This is a genomic window from Luteococcus japonicus (assembly GCF_003752415.1).
GTDB classification, from domain to species: domain Bacteria; phylum Actinomycetota; class Actinomycetes; order Propionibacteriales; family Propionibacteriaceae; genus Luteococcus; species Luteococcus japonicus.
Genome location: NZ_RKHG01000001.1, coordinates 607,689 through 623,668, shown reverse-complemented (window position 1 = coordinate 623,668; position 15,980 = coordinate 607,689). Strand labels below are relative to the sequence as shown.

The 15,980-nt window shown below is 66.1% G+C and carries 14 protein-coding genes and 2 pseudogenes; 5 read left to right on the top strand and 11 right to left on the bottom strand.

Annotation, left to right across the window (positions count from 1 at the left end; all coding sequences use genetic code 11):
- The first annotated feature begins 16 nt into the window (after window positions 1-16).
- Window positions 17-2,353 carry a copper-transporting P-type ATPase gene (locus EDD41_RS02995; RefSeq protein ID WP_123574910.1) on the top strand — a complete coding sequence of 779 codons (2,337 nt, stop codon included), beginning with the start codon at window positions 17-19 and terminating at the stop codon, window positions 2,351-2,353.
- 89 nt (window positions 2,354-2,442) lie between these two features.
- On the opposite strand, the pseudogene EDD41_RS18075 reads toward EDD41_RS02995, so the two are convergent.
- The 3 genes and pseudogenes from EDD41_RS18075 to EDD41_RS02985 form a co-directional block, all read right to left on the bottom strand.
- Window positions 2,443-2,616, bottom strand: a pseudogene (locus EDD41_RS18075) (IS30 family transposase); the annotation flags it as partial.
- Between the two features lie 16 nt (window positions 2,617-2,632).
- Complete coding sequence (locus EDD41_RS02990) at window positions 2,633-3,709, bottom strand: IS110 family RNA-guided transposase (protein WP_123574909.1); 1,077 nt, start codon at window positions 3,707-3,709, stop codon at window positions 2,633-2,635.
- A 488-nt stretch (window positions 3,710-4,197) separates the two neighbouring features.
- Window positions 4,198-4,815, bottom strand: coding sequence for a transposase (locus EDD41_RS02985; RefSeq protein ID WP_211336565.1), 618 nt, complete (start codon window positions 4,813-4,815; stop codon window positions 4,198-4,200).
- A gap of 87 nt (window positions 4,816-4,902) precedes the next feature.
- On the opposite strand from EDD41_RS02985, the gene EDD41_RS02980 reads away from it, so the two are divergent.
- Window positions 4,903-6,155, top strand: a protein-coding gene (locus EDD41_RS02980; protein ID WP_123576775.1) for an IS3 family transposase whose coding sequence is annotated in 2 segments (ribosomal slippage) — window positions 4,903-5,227 and window positions 5,227-6,155 — 1,254 coding nt in all. Because the reading frame shifts where the segments join, the coding sequence is not laid out codon by codon here.
- Here the strand turns inward: EDD41_RS02980 and EDD41_RS18070 are convergent.
- Both EDD41_RS18070 and EDD41_RS02970 read right to left on the bottom strand, forming a co-directional pair.
- Window positions 6,113-6,622: an IS110 family transposase gene (locus tag EDD41_RS18070; protein ID WP_211336564.1), complete on the bottom strand. Its 510-nt coding sequence runs from the start codon at window positions 6,620-6,622 to the stop codon at window positions 6,113-6,115. The two genes, EDD41_RS02980 and EDD41_RS18070, sit on opposite strands and share 43 nt — an antisense overlap.
- 255 nt (window positions 6,623-6,877) lie before the next feature.
- Window positions 6,878-7,933: pseudogene (locus tag EDD41_RS02970) on the bottom strand (IS30 family transposase); the annotation flags it as partial.
- A 128-nt stretch (window positions 7,934-8,061) separates the two neighbouring features.
- On the opposite strand from EDD41_RS02970, the gene EDD41_RS02965 reads away from it, so the two are divergent.
- A complete protein-coding gene (locus EDD41_RS02965) occupies window positions 8,062-8,802 on the top strand; it encodes a formylglycine-generating enzyme family protein (protein WP_123574907.1) in 741 nt (246 codons plus the stop codon).
- A gap of 43 nt (window positions 8,803-8,845) precedes the next feature.
- Here EDD41_RS02965 and EDD41_RS02960 read toward each other — a convergent pair whose 3' ends face one another.
- Window positions 8,846-9,340: a GNAT family N-acetyltransferase gene (locus EDD41_RS02960; protein ID WP_094763693.1), complete on the bottom strand. Its 495-nt coding sequence runs from the start codon at window positions 9,338-9,340 to the stop codon at window positions 8,846-8,848.
- A 141-nt stretch (window positions 9,341-9,481) separates the two neighbouring features.
- Between EDD41_RS02960 and EDD41_RS02955 the strand changes: the two genes are divergently transcribed.
- Entirely contained in the window at window positions 9,482-10,294 is an 813-nt protein-coding gene (locus tag EDD41_RS02955; RefSeq protein WP_123574905.1) for a pentapeptide repeat-containing protein, read from the top strand.
- 90 nt (window positions 10,295-10,384) lie between these two features.
- On the opposite strand, the gene EDD41_RS02950 is transcribed toward EDD41_RS02955, so the two are convergent.
- On the bottom strand, window positions 10,385-10,978 hold the full coding sequence (locus EDD41_RS02950) for a recombinase family protein (RefSeq protein ID WP_123574904.1): 594 nt from the start codon (window positions 10,976-10,978) through the stop codon (window positions 10,385-10,387).
- Between the two features lie 236 nt (window positions 10,979-11,214).
- Here EDD41_RS02950 and EDD41_RS17350 point away from each other — a divergent pair, with 236 nt between their 5' ends.
- Window positions 11,215-11,547: an MOSC domain-containing protein gene (locus tag EDD41_RS17350; protein ID WP_245995515.1), complete on the top strand. Its 333-nt coding sequence runs from the start codon at window positions 11,215-11,217 to the stop codon at window positions 11,545-11,547.
- A 340-nt stretch (window positions 11,548-11,887) separates the two neighbouring features.
- Here EDD41_RS17350 and EDD41_RS02940 read toward each other — a convergent pair whose 3' ends face one another.
- Genes EDD41_RS02940 through EDD41_RS02925 form a run of 4 tightly spaced genes read right to left on the bottom strand, consistent with a single transcriptional unit; the run spans window position 11,888 to window position 15,559 of the window.
- A complete protein-coding gene (locus tag EDD41_RS02940; RefSeq protein ID WP_123574903.1) occupies window positions 11,888-12,643 on the bottom strand; it encodes a DUF6602 domain-containing protein in 756 nt (251 codons plus the stop codon).
- The gene (locus EDD41_RS02935) at window positions 12,640-13,098 is read right to left on the bottom strand and encodes a Mov34/MPN/PAD-1 family protein (protein WP_123574902.1); all 459 of its coding nucleotides are present in this window, start codon (window positions 13,096-13,098) and stop codon (window positions 12,640-12,642) included. Before EDD41_RS02935 ends, EDD41_RS02940 begins: the two co-directional genes overlap by 4 nt.
- Entirely contained in the window at window positions 13,095-14,591 is a 1,497-nt protein-coding gene (locus EDD41_RS02930) for a ThiF family adenylyltransferase (RefSeq protein WP_123574901.1), read from the bottom strand. Before EDD41_RS02930 ends, EDD41_RS02935 begins: the two co-directional genes overlap by 4 nt.
- A complete protein-coding gene (locus EDD41_RS02925; protein ID WP_123574900.1) occupies window positions 14,588-15,559 on the bottom strand; it encodes a nucleotidyltransferase domain-containing protein in 972 nt (323 codons plus the stop codon). The genes EDD41_RS02930 and EDD41_RS02925 overlap by 4 nt, the downstream gene beginning before the upstream one ends.
- Between the last annotated feature and the right edge of the window lie 421 nt (window positions 15,560-15,980).

Here is a 15,980-nt window from a genome sequence, read left to right as displayed (position 1 = left end):
ACGGACGAGGAAGACCATGACCAGCCCTACCCCACCCGACGAGCCCATCACGGCTGAAGGGGACTCCTTCACCTGCCCCATGCACCCCGAGGTCACCAGTGACCACCCTGGCCGCTGCCCCAAGTGCGGCATGTTCCTCCAACCGGACGGGCAGCCCCCCGCGCCAGCAGCACACCAGCACACCCACCCCGGGCAGCCTGCTGCCCACCAAGAGCACGGCGGGCAAAGCACCCCGCCACCACAGGCCGACACCGGCCCACGCGATGGCGAATGGACCTGCCCCATGCACCCCGAGATCCGGCAGGATGGGCCGGGCGAGTGCCCGATCTGTGGCATGGCGCTCGAACCGGTCTCGGTGGGCGTCCACGACGGACCCAACCCAGAGCTGGCAGACATGCGCCGCCGTCTCCGCGTGGCAGCCGTGCTCAGCCTGCCCCTGGTGGTGCTGGCGATGGTCCCGGCCCTGGCCGTCGGGGCGTGGGTGCCCTGGGTCGAACTCGCGCTGTCCACCCCCGTGGTGTGGTGGGCCGGGTGGCCATTCTTCGCACGTGGCGCCCGATCAGTGGCCAGCCGGCACCTCAACATGTTCACCCTCGTCAGCCTCGGTGTGGGTGCCGCGTGGTTCTACAGTGTGGTCGCCGTCCTGGCCCCGGGGATCTTCCCGGCCATCATGCGTGATGACGGTGGCCGGGTCGGCGTCTACTTCGAGGCCGCCGCCGTGATCATCACCCTGGTGCTGCTGGGGCAGGTACTCGAACTGCGGGCACGCGACCAGACCTCGGGTGCCATCCGCGCCCTGCTGGACCTGTCGCCAGCCACCGCGCACCGCATCAACCCCGACGGAGAAGAAGAGGAAGTGCCATCCGCGGACCTGCAGGTCGGCGACCATTGCCGGGTCCGCCCCGGTGAGAAGATCCCAGCAGACGGCATCGTGGTCGACGGCCACGCCTACGTCGACGAATCCATGATCACCGGCGAGCCGGTACCTGTTGACAAGAACCCCGGCGACCGTGTGATCGGCGGCACCATCACCAGCGGCGGCAGCCTGGTCATCGAGGCCACCGGCCTGGGCGCCGACTCGACCCTGGCCCGCATCGTCGACCTCGTGTCCCAGGCGCAACGTTCCCAAGCCCCCATCCAAGGGCTCGTCGACAAGATCTCCGCTGTGTTCGTGCCGGTCGTGATCGGCATCGCACTGATCACCTTCGCCGTCTGGGCCACGGTCGGGCCACAGCCCCGGCTACCGTTCGCGATCGTTGCTGCAGTGTCCGTGCTCATCATCGCCTGCCCTTGCGCGCTTGGCCTTGCCACACCCATGTCCATCATGGTCGGGGTTGGTCGCGGAGCCCGCGATGGCGTCCTGGTCAAGAACGCCGAAGCACTCGAACGACTGCAGAAGATCGACACCCTGGTGGTCGACAAGACCGGGACCCTGACCCAGGGCCATCCCAGCCTCGTCGACCAGAAGGTCGTCGCCGGCCACCACGCCGAGATCGTGCTGGCCATGGCGGCCGCTGTCGAGTCCGGGTCCGAACATCCCTTGGCCCGCGCGATCGTCGACGCGGCGCGAGAACGCGACGTCACCGTACCGACCGCCACTGCATTCACCGCCCACCCGGGTGGCGGCGTCGAAGCATTGGTCGACGGTCACCAGGTCATGGTCGGCAGCCCTGCCTTCCTCACGACCCAGCATGCCGACACGACCCCCCTGACCGACGACATCGACGCCTTCCGTCGCCAAGGAGCCACTGCCGTCATCGTGACTGTCGATGGTCAGCCTGCAAGCATCCTGGCCATCGCCGACCCACTCAAGCCCACCACCGCCCAGGCCATCGACGACCTACGTCACCGTGGCATGCGGATCGTGATGCTGACTGGGGACAACGCCACCACCGCCCACGCCATCGCCGACGAGCTCCACATCGACGAGGTGATCGCGGACGTGCTTCCGGATCAGAAGCATGGGCACGTCCAGCGGTTCCAGGAGCAAGGTCACACGGTCGCGATGGCCGGTGACGGCGTCAACGACGCCCCTGCCCTGGCCGGGGCGGACGTTGGCGTCGCCATGGGCACCGGGACCGACGTCGCCATCGAGAGCGCAGACGTGACCCTCCTCGGCGGCGACCTCGCAGCCCTGGTCAAGGCCCGCGACCTGTCCGTCGACACTATGCGCAACATCAAGCAGAACCTGCTGTTCGCATTCATCTACAACGTCATCGGCATTCCGATCGCCGCGGGAGTGCTCTACCCCGCCTTCGGCTGGCTGTTGTCCCCGATGATCGCCGCAGCCGCCATGGCCCTCAGTTCGGTGAGCGTCATCACCAACTCCCTGCGCCTGCGCCGACACCACTGACATGAACTGCCCCCATAAGCTGCCCGGAGTTCACTCTGGGTTGGCTTCTCGCACCCAACCGGGGCCCAGCCAGACCGGGTGGGTTTCAGTCATCGTTGCAACACGGGTGTGTTCTGCAGGGTAGCGAAGAGCTGCTGAGGGGACTGCCAGTCGAGGCTACGACGGGGCCGTTCGTTGAGCTGATGCTGGATCTCGGTGATGGCGACAGGATCGAAGACCGCCAGGTTCGTGCCCTTGGGCAGGTAGTCGCGCAGCAGCCCGTTGAATCTCCTATGTCTGTCAAGCAGAGCTTGGGGTGCAGTTGGCTGCGGCCGTGTTGAGTTTTCGGTAGATGTTTCGAGCGAGGTAGCGCTTGAGGCAGCGGCGGATCTCTCGGGGTGTTCGTCCTTCGGCGCTGCGGCGTTCGACGTAGGCGCGGGTGCGGGGATCCATGCGCATGCGTGTGACCGTTGCCATGTGGAGTGCTTGGTTGAGACGGCGATCCCCGCCGGGGTTGATGCGGTGGCGTTGTGTGTTGCCGGAGGATGCTGGGATCGGGCTTGTCCCGGCGAGGCTGGCGAAGGCGGCTTCGGAGCGGACGCGTCCGGGATGTGACCATGCTGTGAATGCGACGGCCGCGGTGATGGGCCCGATCCCTGGTTCCTCGAGCAGCACGGAGGCAGGGCTCATGCGCAGGAGTTCGAGGATGCGTCTGCTCGCGGTGGCAAGGTCGTGGTCGAGGTCTATGATCCGTCTCGCCAGGCGTGTGGCTTCACCGCGGGCGGTTGCAGTGGCGAGGTCTTCGCTGCGGGGTCGCCAGGTGGATGCGGTAGTGATCTGGCTGTGGTTGAGGGGCCCTCGCGCGTCGATGCCCAGATCGACGATGCGAAGCAGCGCGGTCAGGGCGTTGATGGTGGCGGTGCGTTCGGTACTCATGTGGTCGCGGGAGGCCAGTAGCACCTTGATCGCAGCTCTGACGCCGTCGTCGGCTCGAGGCATGCGTAGCTTGAGATGATCCAGCGGCAACGCTGCAGCGGCGATGCGTTGGGCGTCGAGCGGGTCGGACTTGCCCAGGCCGCGGTTGTTGCGGGAGTCCATCCGGGGCGCCTCGACCACGGTGTAGCCGGTTTCGGTGGCGGCGTGCGCCAGTCGTGCCCCATAGGTTCCAGTGCCCTCAATGACCCACAGGACATCGAGGTCTCCAGCGGTGCGACGACCGACCCAGGCCAACGCTCGTCGCAGGCCGGCGGTGGTGGTCGGGAATTGTGCCTGGTCGACGACTTCGGCGGTGGGACAGGCAAGGATCGCCAGCGCGTGGGTGCGGGCGTGGGTGTCCACGCCAATGACGAACGGGTGATGGTGCGCGACGATGGTCATGGTGATCGGTGGCCTCCTGGATGGTGAATGGGCGGGCGGTGGTCGCCCGCGGCCGGCATCGTTCGGGAAGAGGTCACTTCGAGACACATCTGTGATGGGTCACAACCGATACGTTGGACAGTCTCCTGATCAGGTCATCGAGGTGGGCCGGACGATGCCGGCCGCGCCGACGGGATGGACAATTCAACGGAAAGGCACCACCGTGATGGGCCAATTGCTTCGAGGGTCACATCCGCGTCAGCACGACCAACACCATCCTGACCAGCCGATCCCAGACCAGCCACCCCCAGACTCACAGATGCTTCTATGTCAAGCTGCCTGAGCAAGCTGAGTGACTTGATGGGTCCAGGTCGCCCGGTCGTCGAGCATGGCTCGGTGCACGATGTCGACCAGGTGTCGTTGGAGGATGCGACGTGCGCCGCGGGTGCCTTTGCCTGGCTCGTGGCGTGCGAGTAGTTGTTGCGCTGCGGGTTCTCGTCGCTTCTATGTCAAGCTGCCTGAGCAAGCTGAGTGACTTGATGGGTCCAGGTCGCCCGGTCGTCGAGCATGGCTCGGTGCACGATGTCGACCAGGTGTCGTTGGAGGATGCGACGTGCGCCGCGGGTGCCTTTGCCTGGCTCGTGGCGTGCGAGTAGTTGTTGCGCTGCGGGTTCTCGTCGCTTCTGCACGATTGCTGCGGTGTAGAGGACGCTGTTGAGCCTGCGGTTCCCTCCCCGGTGCAGGCGATGGCGTTCCTTGTCCGAGGAATAGACCGGGATCGGGGCGCATCCGGTATAGCGGGCGAGCTTGGCGGAGCTCGAAAAACGAGAGATATCACCGATCTCGGCGATCAGCACGGCTGCGGAGATGTGGCTGATACCTGTGATGTGCAGCAGCGTGGGAGCCAGCGGGGTGACTAGCTGCTTGATGGTGAGGTCGAGGTCGCGGACGCGCTGGTTGACGGCGGCGAGTTCGCTGAGCATGTCGCTCATGACCTCTATGACGCCCGGGCGCAGTGAGCAGTTCTTCAACAGTCGCCTCACCGAGGCGATGGTCGTGGCCCGTGCCAGATCTCCTGGGGTGTGATCCAGCCAGAGGTGTAGTTGGGCCTTGAGCTGGTTGATCACCGCAGTTCGCCGTTTCACGGACCCTGACCCCGGGTTGTGGACACGTGGAATCCAGCATGGGCTGGAGGAAGCGAGATGATCATCATCATGGCCAGGAAGAACTACTCGGCAGAGTTTCGTCAGCAGGCCGTTGACCTGTACGAGACCACGCCGGAGGCGACGTTGAAGCAGGTCGCCACGGACCTCGGCGTCTCGCACGGCACCCTCGCGTTGTGGGTCAAGGACCTGGGCAACGGCGTCAGGACGGGCAGTGACGCCCCTGCCCGGCCGGCGGGTGCCACGCCCGGACAGTCACCGGAGTCGCCGACGGCGCAGATAGCCCGGTTGGAAGCCGAGAACGCCCGGCTGCGGGCGGACAAGGCCCGGATCGAGACCGAGCGGGACATCCTGCGCAAGGCGGCCAAGTATTTCGCCGGGGAGACGAACTGGTGAACCGCTTCCAGTTCGTCGCCGACCACCAGACCACCTATCAGGTGAAGCGGTTGTGCCAAGTGTTGGAACTGTCCCGCTCCTCGTTCTACGCCTGGCAGAAAGCAGGCCCGGCACGCCAGCAACGCGAACAGGCCGATGCCCAGCTCGCCGCACGGATCCGCGCCGTGCAGGACCCCAAGGCTGGGGGGGGTGACCCCGCCAACGGCGCGCCGCGGGTCACCGCCGAACTCAACGACGGCGCCGAGCCACAGGCGCGGGTGAACCACAAGCGCGTCGCGCGGGTGATGCGCGCTCATGGCCTGGCCGGGATCCGGCTACGACGCCGGGTGCGCACCACCGCCCCGGAGCCGGCCGATGAGAAGTTCGGTGACCTGCTCAAACGGGACTTCACCGCCACCGCGCCAAACCAGCGTTACGTGGGCGACATCACCTACCTGCCGTTACAGGGTGGCGGGAACCTGTATCTGGCGACGGTGATCGACTGCTATTCCCGCAAGCTGGTCGGCTGGGCCGTCGCGGACCACATGCGCACCGAACTGGTCGAAGACGCCCTCACCGCCGCCCTTGCAGAGCGGGGCAGCATGCACGGGGCTGTGTTTCACTCCGACCATGGGTCGGTCTACACGTCGAAGGCCTACGCCAGGCTCTGCAAGCGTCTCGGGGTGACCCAGTCGATGGGGGCCGTCGGAACGAGTGCGGACAACAGCCTGGCCGAGTCGTTCAACGCCACCCTCAAACGAGAACTCCTGGCCGGGCAGGCCACGTTCGCGGGGCCCGAGTTGTGTCGTCGGCAGGTGTTTCGCTGGGCCACCCGGTACAACACCCGCCGACGCCACTCCTGGTGCGGAAACCTGCCGCCGAACACCTACGAGGCCCGCCGGGCCGCTACGCTGCCCACCGCAGCGTAATCAGACACCAACGTGTCCATGACCCGGGGCGAAGGCCCCACCAAGTCGGCACGATGATCGACCAAGACCCGCAGCTCACGGACACGTTCGTCGATTCGGTGCTTGTCCAGGCCCGGTGTCGCGATTGCCGCGCGTGCCGCTGCTGCAGCATCAACTGGATCCGACTTTGCTCCGGTAGCAGCGTGCAGCTTGCGGTGTGCGACCATGAGTCGGGTTGGGACCCAGACCACATCTTGGCCAGCCATGAGCAGTCCGTCAGCGAGCCTTCGAGCGAACCCGTGCCCATCCTCGATCGCCCACGTGACTGGCGTCTGGTCGTCACTGACCGACCGAATCCAGACCAACAGTGCCGTGATCAGATGCGGTCCGTTCTTGACAGTCAGAGTCTTGCCGACTTGCCGGCCAGCAGCATCCACAGCCACTGCCACGTGAACATGCTTGTGCGGGTCAACGCCCACTGTCACCATCGATGTGTCCCTTCTGCTGTACCTGTGCGGAGACGGGGCAGTGGACGAGAGCCCTAACCGGGGGACATACCTATTGCGAGTTGACGGCTCAGCAAGCTTCTATCAAGTCACTCCCGGTCGGAGCTCTCGCCCACCGGGCCGCCGTGGACAAATCAACGGCAAGCCTGATGGCACGTGTTCTCCGAGTCACCGGGCGGCCCGTGCCAGAGCGACTCCCGTCGAAGTCGCTTCCGGCTCCGCCATCTTGTACCAATAGGTGTTCTCATTCGTCGGGCGCTGCCACGGGGCGTGAGCGTCACAGACGTAGATCGCCAGCCCTGGAACACGAGCGGCGATCGTGGCGTGCTGGGCCATTTCATTACCCTGGTCCCAAGTCAGCGTGCGGCGCAGGTGGGGCGGCAGCGACGCGAGGAAACCAGCCACGACGTCACACACCGTGGCGGAGTCTTTGCGACCCGGCGGCAGGTGCCCGACGAACGTGAACCGGCTCGAGCGTTCCACCAGCGTCACCACCGCGGAAGCGTTGCCCGAGCCCATGACCAGGTCCCCCTCCCAATGCCCGTCCTCGTGCCGGTCGAGCACACTCGCGGGCCGTTGATCGATCGACGTCATCGTGGGCACATGGTTGCGACCTGGCCGGCGCGCGAGCGGATGACGGCGTCGCTTGCGCTGTCGGTGCCGATGTCGCAGCACCAGCCCGGGCAGGGATCGGCGGAGTCCTCCCAAGTCAGGCCGGTAGACGGCCTGGTAGATCGTCTCGGCGCAGAGCCATCGCGCAGGCTGCCCGGGGAACATCGCAGGGAGGGACCTGGCGATCTGTTCAGGGCTCCAGCGACGCAACAGTTTCGTCTCGACGCATTCTCGCAGCACGGCATCGCGTGCTAGCCGGCTTGGGCGAGGCCGAGGACGGCGAGCCATCGCGTGCTGTTGGGCCTGATGCGGCCGATAACGACCTGACGGGCTCGAGTTGCGTCTGATCTCACGGCTGATGGTCGACGCCGGTCGACCCATCAGCCTGCCAATGCTGCGCAGGCTGTGGCCTTCACGATGAAGGTCCGCGATCCGGATCCGTTCATCCAGGCTGAGGTAGCGGGGCGAGGCGGGCTTGGCTGGTTTGAGCAGGATCACGGGCGCATAGTTGCGCATCACACCATCAGCACGCCGATCGTGGCGGCCGTAGCGCCAGCGCTTCGCGGTCTTGCGGTTCACCCCGACCTTGCGGGCCGCCTCCGACATCGAGACTCCCTGCAACAACAACTTCTCCAACGCCTCACGCTTCGCGTAATCAGGCAACGGTCCCGGTCTGGTCATCAGCAACTCCTGAACTCAGGTGTTGCAACGATCACCAAAATGCGCCCGGCCGGAAATGGACCCACCTTGCGCGAGACCAGCGGCAAATTGGTGCGTCGTAAGGCAGCCAACGCTGCAGGATGGGCAGCATGAGTGTTGACCTGATCGCGATGCCCTTTCGGGACACCGTCGAAGAACTTGTGGTAGACCGAGGCACGGGTCGCTCCTGGACGGTTCGGGTGGAGCCCTTCGAGCTTTCACCGGTCGTGGTGACTCGCAGTCTCTGGAACCAGGTGCAGGGCGGGACAGTCAACGCCGACCTCGCTGATCTACCCCAGACGGAGGTGAGCTGGCGCGACGCGATCCAGTTCTGCAACGCCCTCTCGGTCCAGGACGGGTTCACGCCGGTCTACACGATCTCGCAGCGCGAGGTCCCCACGCCGACCCATTGGCGTCCGCACGGCCAGCCGGAGGTCGACGACTGGGTGATTGAGTGGGATCACGAGGCCGATGGCTACCGGCTACCCACGGATGCGGAGTGGCAACTCGCCTGCCGCGCCGGCACGACGGGTCCCCGGTACGCGCAGCTCGACGACATCGGTTGGTACGCGGACAACTCCGGCGGGCGTGCCCATCCCGTGCGCTTGAAGCAACCCAATGAGTGGGGGTTGTTCGACATGTTGGGCGGGGTGTGGGAGTGGTGCTGGGACCTGTACGACCCCGACGTCTATGGCTCCTACCGGATCATCCGTGGTGGTGGGTGGAGCGATCCGCAGTGGAGCTGCCGGGCCGGTGTTCGTCGCAAGACGAACCCTGCATCCTCGTTCGATGACCTTGGATTCCGCATCGGCCGTGGCGTGTCCAGCGCGTTGGCCGTGAGACGGGCCTGAGTCTCGGTTGGTCCACAACCGCTTGGCGGCCAAAGTAGTGCGTTCAGCGGTGGAGCTCGTAAGTGAAGTCCTGATGTCCCGCCTCCGGGTTGTCGGCTGTTCCGGTCCTGGTGAACCCGGCGGCTTCGAGGACCTTCTGGCTGGCGATGTTCCCGGTGTGGACGCGGGTGGAGACCGCATCCACACCGCGTTCTGACAGGGCCCAGCCGGTGACTGCTCGGAGGGCCCGGCGGGCGATGTGGTGTCCTCGGTGGTCGGGGTGGACGAAGTAGGAGACGTTCCAGGCTCCCTCGTCGAGCTTCAGGTCGATGCCGCCGGCGAACCCGGTGGGTGTGCGGATGGCCCAGGTGTAACTGTCGGGATCGTGGGTGGTGGTGACGTTCGCGAGGTGGTCGCGGCATCGTTCGACGGGTGGCCGGCACGGCCAGTCGAACCAGCGGGCGCACTCGTCGTCCTGGGCGGCGGCCCAGTCTTCCGCGTCATCCACCAGCGGCGGTGTCAGGGAGAGTTCGTCCACGGTGAGCAGCGGCAGTTGCATGGGGGGGAGCCTAGGAAGAAGACCGCATTGGCTCATCGGATTTCAGTCGAGGTCAGCGGCAGAAAAGCGCGATGCAGGACGGTGCAAGATGGCCAAACCAAGCTGTCACAACCTGTGCAAGGCGTGGTCTAGGCTCGACGGGTGACGAGCGAAGCCGTGGACGAGTTCGTAGGTGACTGCTCGCGGTGCGTGGGCCTGTGCTGTGTCGCCCTGACCAGGACCAGGGCGGGTGGCTTCGGAGCCGACATCCCCGCCGGAACCCCATGCCACCACCTGCAGACCGACAACCTCTGCCAGATCCACTCCCAGCTGCGGGAAGAGGGCTGGCCGGCATGCACCGTGTTCGACTGCTTCGGCGCCGGCCAACAGGTCACCCAGGTCACCTTCGCCGGACAGGCCGACTGGCGCGACGGACCCGACACCGCCCACGCGATGTTCTCCACCTTCGCCGCCATGCGCCACCTGATGGAGATGCTGCGCCTGCTCACCGAAGCCCACACCCTCGCCACCGGTGAACTCGCCCAGGACGTCGAGGCGCTGCAATGCGAGGTGGAGGCCCTCGTCGCGTCCCCGGCTGACCACGTCGCGTCGTTGGACGTGGCAGCCCTGCGCGGCCGCGTGGGTCCGGTGCTCGGCGCCGTCAGCGACGCCCATCGTCACCCCGCGCCACGCTCCAAGAGGTTCCAGCCTCGGGCGCACCTGATGGGCGCCAACCTGCGCAAGGCGCGGCTCGACCGCTACTGCCTGCGCTCCGCCCTGCTGATCGCGGCCGACCTACGAGGTGCCACCTTCGAACGGACCGACATGTTGGGCGCCGACCTGCGCGACGCCAACCTGGCGGGCGCCAACCTACGCAGCGCGATCTTCCTCACCCAGCAACAGGTCGACGCGGCGCGAGGCGACGCACGTACCCGTCTCCCGGTCGGGCTTCACGCACCCGCGCATTGGGCCTGACTGGCTGTTTCCCCAGTACACGTAATCGGCGCGGTCGGCCCGTTGTAGCCCGGCCCCGGACAACGCGCGCTCATCGGCGTGAGAGTGATGTCATGCCCGCTCGGCTTCCTGTGTACGGAGCCTGCGGTACAGGGTGGCGCGCGACATGCCGAGGTCGGCGGCGACGTCGGTGGGGGAGTCGCCCGCGGCGATGGCCCGTCTGGCTCGCTCGATCTGTCGATCGGTGAAGAGTTGGCGGCGACCGCCGAGGTCGCGGCCGGCCGCGCGTCGCTTGGCCACCGAGTCGCGGGATCGTTCCAGTTTCACCTCACGTTCCATCTGCGCCAACGCGACCAGCACGGTGAACAGCAGTTCACCCATCGGGGTCGCGGTGTTGACGGCCTCACCGCCGAGGTTCAACACGCGTAGATGCAGCCCGCGATCCTTCAGGGACGCAGCGAGGTCGAGCATGGCGCTGGTGTTGCGGCCCAGCCTGTCGAGGGTGCAGACCACCAGGGTGTCGCCCGGTTCGAGGGCGGCCATCGCGTGATCCAGTTCGGGGCGGCGGGCAAGGGCACCGCTGGCGCCGTGGTCCACGTACAGGTCGTCGCGCCGCACTCCCGCGGTCAGCAGGTCGGCGACCTGGCGGTCGGTTCCCTGTCCGCGGGTGGAGACCCGTGCATACCCGATCAACTTCGCCGCCATCACGCTTTCCCGTCTGTCTCGCAACTTGTCCGACGGACAGGATTCTAGACAGCGGTTGCGGACGCTGTTGTGAGACAGGCCTGATCGCGGGGCAGCTGTCTCACTCGAACATGTCTCGCAAGCGGTCGGTTAGGAGACGAATGCGGAGGTGCGTGACAGCGCACACGCCGAGAACTGGGCATGGCCGGAGGTCGTGGTTCGATGGCGGCATAACTTCTGTCGTCGCTGCTGTTCACGTGAGCCCGATCCACGGGTTCACCAAGGAGGCCGTTGACGCGATCACGCTGCTCGAAGGGCTCGGCGTCGAGGGCGATGCCCACTGCGGTGTCACCGTCCAGCACCGCAGCAGGGTCCAGGCCAACCCGAGCACTCCGAACATGCGCCAGGTGCACCTCATCCACGACGAACTCTTCGACCGGCTCCGGGCCTGCGGTCACGTCGTCGCACCTGGGCAGCTCGGCGAGAACATCACCACCCACGGGCTGGACCTGCTCGCCCTGGCCGTTGGCACGCGTCTGGTCATTGGCGACGCCGCCATCGTGTTGACCGCCTTGCGTAACCCCTGCTAGCAGATCAACGACTTCCAGGCCGGTCTCCTCAAGGAGGTCCTGCACAAGGACGGGGAGTGCAACGTGGTGAAGCTCGCCGGGGTTATGGGCATCGTCGCTCGTGGCGGCATCGTCTCGACGGGAGACGACATTGCCGTGCAGCTGCCCCCTGAGCCCCACTACCCACTCAGCGGAATCTGAGACCACTCGATCTGCTGCCTCGATCAGGGAATTCGGTGCGTTCCGGCTGATGGCAGACCCCTCCGGTAGCGACGGGCGGGTTGACACTCATGCGCGCTTCTGACCCGGTGAGGACTTGCGGCAGACTGCGCGCCGGCTCGTCGTGAGGGGCGGACCCCTGTCACACCCCCAAGTCTCGGCTGGGATCGGCGAGGGGCGTCAGGTAGGCCGCCATGTCGACAGCTGCGACGGTCCCAACTGCCTGGAGTCGTTCGAAGGCCGAGAGAAGAAAGTAGATCAGTGTAGTCTCTGCGTCACTGTGCTGTAGGGGCTGTGTAGGGTCGCCGGTCCTGCGGAAGGAACCGCCTTGTAGCGCACAGCCCAAGTCCACCCGTCGCTCACCTTCCAGCGCGAGGATGGAGGCTATAGGCGCTTGCCCTTGGAGGTCTGCCCAGCCGTTGCGGGTGGTCAGCAAGCCTCCCAGGATGGGGATGGGCTCCTTGGGGTCGTACACGCCGCCGGCATGTTGGATCGCAACGCTTGTTCGGTGGAGGCGGCGGACGCTGGCTATCTTGCTGCCGGCGTAGTCCATGAAGGGCCTGTTCATCTCCTGCTTGACTTCGAAGACCGCGTAGACCGCCTCCGCTGGGATGAACAGATCACCCGACGCGGCACGTGCGAGCAGGGGCGAGTACTGGGGGTCGTAGATGATGACGTCGATCTGTTCGCTTCGGGCGCCACAGGAGTCCATCACGATTCCTTTGGCCACGCCGTAGCGAGCGGGCAGGAACTCTTGGAGGACTCTGACCCAGTTGGCTTCAGTGTCATCGCCGATGGTGGTCCCGTGGTCGGTGAACGATGGCACGATCTCCAAGGCAGCGAGCAGGTGCCGTTGCTTGGCAATGAACACGTCACGGATGGTGATGGGGTTGTTCATGTGGGCTCTCCTGGTGGTGTGAACGTGATCGGTGTGATGTGGCCGTCCGGCATGGCCAGGCAGCAGTGGGCTCTCCATCCGCGTCGGGTGAGGGCGACGACGAGCAGGGCGACGTCGTGGTCTCCGTCGGCGGCCAGGTGCCGGATGGCGCGTTCGTCGCTGGGACTCGGCCCGACGGGGAGGGGGTGGGTGTGCCACTCGCCGAGGTAGCCGAGCAGCCCTGTTTCATCGTGCGCGAGGCGTTCCTTGAGGAGGTCGGTGGCCTCGTCGACGTCGCGCCGGTACCGCACCCTGGTTGCGCGGGCGTCCGGCACAGTTAGCGCTTGGGAGACGTGCATTGTCCCCGGCGTGAGGTGCCCGAGCAGGATCCCCCCCGTCTCTCGTGGTAGAGCGGCTGTCGCCTCGGCAGAGAGTGACGCCCACGCTCGTGGATCGATGACGAGAGTGTCGGTCATGGCATCGCCGCGAACAGGTGTCGTGACTCCCCGGCAGGCGCCACGGCCTCTCCTGTCAGGAGTTGGATGGCTAGACGTGCTCCGATGGCGGCGGTCTCCACTACCGCAGCGGGCGGCGTGGGGCTGATCGGGTCGCCGCAGCCGCCTTCGAAGTCCAGCGGCCCAGTTGGTTCGGTGGTCTCGGCGGGAATCGGATCGGCGCCGGCGAGGGGTGGGCAAATGTCGATGCGCGCATACTGGCCATGGCCTACCACCGCCACGTGTAGGAATCGCTGGCCGGTCAGTCGGGCAGCCTCCTCGAAGAGTTGGAAGGTGAGCCGGTCTCCCGTGCAGTCGATGAGCAAGTCCTGTTCCCCGAGCAGCGCCATAGCGTCTTCCAAGGTGCGCACTGCCGGCCGTGCGTCCGCAGTGTGATCGTGGGTGCGGGCGTTGAGGACGGTTGCCACGGCAACGGCCTTGTTCTCCCCGATCGGTGCTTCGGCAGTGGCGTGCCGGACCAGGTTGCCTGGCAGGAGCCGGTCATCGTCGTGCACAACGAGGTGTCGAACACCGCTGCGGGCCAGGATGTCTGCCACGTACGAGCCCAGGCTCCCCGCTCCGACGACGGAGACCGTGCGGTCCGTGATGGTGCCGGCGTGCCATCCTGCGCGAAGGCGCTGGGATGACTCCTCTTCGACGACGGCCACGTGTCCGTATCGGTTCGTTCGATCGTCCTGCCAGAGCCAAAAGCCCGTGAATCCGGTATGCCCACAGCGCTGGTATCGGGCCGCCACGACGACATCCCTGCCGGCTGCCAAGTACTGCTCCACCCGGTGAGCATCGGAGCCGAGTTCGGAGAAGAGCTCGTGGATCGTGAAGAAGGGGGCGGAGATCTCTCCCAGCTCGATGGCTAGCCCCAGGAGCTGGTGCGAACTAAGAGGTTTACCTTTGCTCTTCGTCCTCGGTTTCGGGGGCGGCGGGGTGGCGGTCTGGACGTGGATGCAGCCCCGTTCGTCGGGGCGGCTGGCGGTGAACCAGTGGTTCGCGACGCTGGTCCACCGATCGATCACGATGAGTGGACGTACGAGGTGACCGCGCCGCGGGATGAGTTTCGGGTCGCTGTACGCCTCTAGGTCGAGTTGGGGTACATCGGCCGGCCAGCCGCGGTTAGCGTTGTCGACCCACTCCTCGACGCGGGTCAGGACCTGCTGGGCATCCAGCCAGGGGAGATCGCCCTGAGCATGCCGGTCCCACAGACACAGCTCTCCGCGCTGGTTCTGGTGCCAGTCGTGGTTCCCTGCCCGTGCTTCGAGCACCACCTTGGGTGGTGAGTAGGGAAAGGCCGAGTCCAGCGTGATGATCATCGGTTCGCCAGATGCGCCGGCGTGGCCCTGCCAGCGCCATTCCGTCGGGGCGGTGCCGCTGGAGAGCGTGCGCAGGCCGAGGCGGTTCAAGGCCTCGTCGAGCTGCAAGAGCTGGTGGCTGATTACGTCGGTTGCTGCCGGACTGGTCATCCGAATGTCGGCGACTGTCCGCTGGGCAGAGTGCGGTGTCCTGGTGTCGCTGCCGCTGCGTGTGTGTTGGTGGGGGGCGTGAACACGTCCGCCCCGTCGCTGGTCGTCCCGAGGAGCCCGGCGAAGATCGAACCAGCCGCAACCGGGTCCAAGGAGTCCAACGCCTCGCGTGCGTCTGCGGCAGCCTTGGCCCAGGCGTCCGCGATGTCCTTCAGTTCTTGGTCGGTCGCGCGCACATGAAGTTCCTGCCCAGGAACGGCCGGGTTGAGGAGGTGCGTCGTGCCATCGGCGTGAGCCTGCAGGATCGGAGCCATCGTCTCGAGCGCCTTGGTGTAGTAGCCGGCGGTCGATCGGGGCGCGTCGGTTCCGGTGGGGATGCCGGCGAAAGCGTGGTAGGCGGCCACCTCGACGAACAGGCCGCCGGGCTTAGCGTCAGCCAGTAGTGCACGGCGTGTCTGGCGCAGCAGCTTCACCGTCGGGACGTAGTGACCGTCGTGGTCTTTGTTGCGCTGGGTGGTGAGCTCTCCGAAACGGAGGGGGTGTGTCCTCTCCCATCCACCCTGCCGGTCTGGGATCTGCCATACCTCCCCTAGCGGTCTTGCCGGGACGACATCGACGTGCATGTCGAAGGCTGGGAACTCGACTTTCACGGACCTGTCGTTCTTGGCCACTCGATCCCCGTAGGTGTCGTGCAGTACGTCGGAGAACTTCTGCAGCAGGTCCTGGGGGTCGTAACTCCGTGGAAGATCGGGCAGCTTGCAGAACACGTCGACGTCCTTGACCCGCCGGATGGACACCTCTCGGGCGTAGGAGCCAATGAGCAGGGTGTGTAGTCCCCAGTTGATCAACTGTGTGTCCTGGTCGAGCCTGTCGCGCACCTCGTCGTGCGCAGTTGCCGCGTGGGTGGCGTCGGCTGCCGGTTCCAGAGTGGCGAGCGCGTCCTTGAACTGCTGGGAGAGTACGGCCATGGTGCCTCCATCCCCGAGATGCGGGGGCTAGTGGAAGCACAGCGTGGCGCTATAGCGCGGGTGATCTACGGTCCAGGTAGAGCCAGTCCCGACATTGCGTCTCCCCGGCGGGATTGCCGGGGCTGCGTGCTTCTGGCGATCACCATAGATGCTGCTGCCGACAGTTCTTCACCCCACGGCCCCAACATGTACCCGCGGGGGGAAGCGGGTAGGTGCCAGATGTTGTGTTTCATGCGAATTGATCAGGGTGAGCGTCCCCGGGCCCTACGCGGCCTACGGGGAATCGGCCGCCCTTCTCACGATTGACCAACGTCACCGGTCAGTACGACCGATGTGGGTGGGGTTCCTGCTAAGAGGGCAGGACAAGGCGCCGCCAGCCTGAATGCCGGGTGGCGCCCGAAGTGGCGTTGACGAGGTGTTT